Below are 1,785 nucleotides of genomic sequence, written 5' to 3' on the forward strand. Positions count from 1 at the left end.
CGATCCGCTGTTCACGCTGTCGCAGGTCGCGCTGAACGACAGCATCATGGTCGTGGCCTTCGCGCCGCTGGTCGCCTTCCTGCTGGGCCTGTCGGCCATCGCCGTGCCGTGGGACACCTTGCTGGCCTCGGTGGTCCTGTACATCATCATTCCGGTGGCGCTGGCCCAGTGGGGGGCGCCGGGGCCTTTGCTGGCGCGCGGGGCCGGCCGTGTTCGAGGCGGCGCTGCAGCGCATCGGGCCGTGGTCCATCGCGGCCCTGCTGCTCACGCTGGTGCTGCTGTTCGCCTTCCAGGGCGAGGCGATCCTGGCGCAGCCGCTCGTGATCGCGCTGCTGGCGGTGCCGATCCTGATCCAGGTGCTGTTCAACTCGGCGCTGGCCTACGGGCTCAACCGGGCGGCCGGCGAAACGCACGCCATCGCCGGCCCGTCGGCCCTGATCGGCGCGTCCAACTTCTTCGAGCTGGCCGTGGCCACTGCCATCGGCCTGTTTGGCTTTCACTCGGGGGCGGCGCTCGCCACCGTGGTGGGGGTGCTCATCGAGGTGCCGGTGATGCTGCTGGTAGTTCGGGCCGTGAACGCGTCCAGAGGGTGGTATGAATCCTGATCTTCCGAACGTCGACGCCGCGCTGCTGCACCCGGTCGATCCGGAGCGGCTGTTCCCCGCGCAGCGCGCCACCCATGCCCCGCGCATCCTGCTGCTGTACGGCTCGGTGCGCGAGCGGTCCTACAGCCGGCTGCTGACCGAAGAGGCGGCGCGGCTGCTGCGGGCCCTGGGCGCCGAGGCGCGCATCTTCGATCCGCGCGGCCTGCCGATGCCGGACGCGGCGCCCGACGATCACCCCAAGGTGGCCGAGCTGCGCACGCTCGCCCAATGGGCGGAAGGCATGGTCTGGACGTCCCCCGAGCGCCATGGCGCGATGACGGGCATCCTCAAGATGCAGATCGACTGGATTCCGCTGTCGGTCGGCGCGGTGCGCCCCACCCAGGGCAAGACGCTGGCGGTGATGGAGGTCTCGGGCGGCTCGCAGTCGTTCAACGCGGTCAACCAGATGCGGGTGCTGGGCCGCTGGATGCGCATGGTCACCATCCCCAACCAGTCCTCCGTGGCGAAGGCGTTCCTCGAATTCGACGAGGCCGGCCGCATGAAGCCGTCGAGCTACTACGAACGCGTGGTGGATGTGATGGAAGAGCTGGTGAAGTTCACCCTGCTCACGCGCGGCGGCGCGGCTTACCTGGTGGACCGCTACAGCGAGCGCCGGGAAAGCGCGCAGGCCCTGTCTCAGCGCGTGAACCAGCGCAGCCTCTGAGCGGCCAGCGGGGGCGAGTGCCGCAGGCGGTGCCGCGCAGGCCACGCTGTCCCGTGCGGCCACACGCCAGTCGGGGCCGTGCGGAATAATCGACCGCTTCGCCCCCTCCCCCTTCCCCCGCCCCCTTTTTTCTGCGCCGGCCTGCCGGCGAACCGCCGTATGCCCAGCCCCGCGTTTTTCTCCACCTTCGCCGCGCCGCGGCGCCCTGGGCGGCACCGCCCCACCCGCCAGCCGGGCCGCAGGGGGGCCGCATGAGCGCGGTGGCCCGGGCGCCGGTCGGCGATGCCATGGCCACGCGCGACGTGCTGGCCGCGATGGCCGTGGTGGTCATCTGGGGGATCAATTTCGTGGCGATGAAGTGGGGCCTGCGCTACTTCACGCCGTTCCAGCTCGGGGCCGTGCGCTACCTGTTCGCCGCGCTGCCGCTGGTGTTCTTCCTCAAGCCGCCGCGCATGCACTGGCGCTGGGTGCTGCTGT

At 70.8% G+C, this 1,785-nt stretch carries 2 protein-coding genes and 1 pseudogene; all 3 read left to right on the forward strand.

The genetic code is table 11. The annotated features are described in order from the left end of the window. Positions 1-605, forward strand: a pseudogene (locus tag AC27IO_RS23750) (arsenic resistance protein); the annotation flags it as partial. Next, positions 595-1,308 carry an arsenical resistance protein ArsH gene (gene arsH, locus AC27IO_RS23755; RefSeq protein ID WP_317360084.1) on the forward strand — a complete coding sequence of 238 codons (714 nt, stop codon included), beginning with the start codon at positions 595-597 and terminating at the stop codon, positions 1,306-1,308. The pseudogene AC27IO_RS23750 and the gene arsH, both read left to right, overlap by 11 nt. Positions 1,309-1,559: 251 nt before the next feature. After that, positions 1,560-1,785, forward strand: a 226-nt coding sequence (locus AC27IO_RS23760; protein WP_498741120.1) for an EamA family transporter, incomplete at its 3' end; no start/stop codon positions are given.

The organism is Acidovorax sp. KNOB132 (assembly GCF_057541515.1).

Bases quoted from the DNA above. Each gene is read 5' to 3' on its own strand.
- arsH (WP_317360084.1), top strand. From the start codon at position 595: ATGAATCCTGATCTTCCGAACGTCGACGCCGCGCTGCTGCACCCGGTC.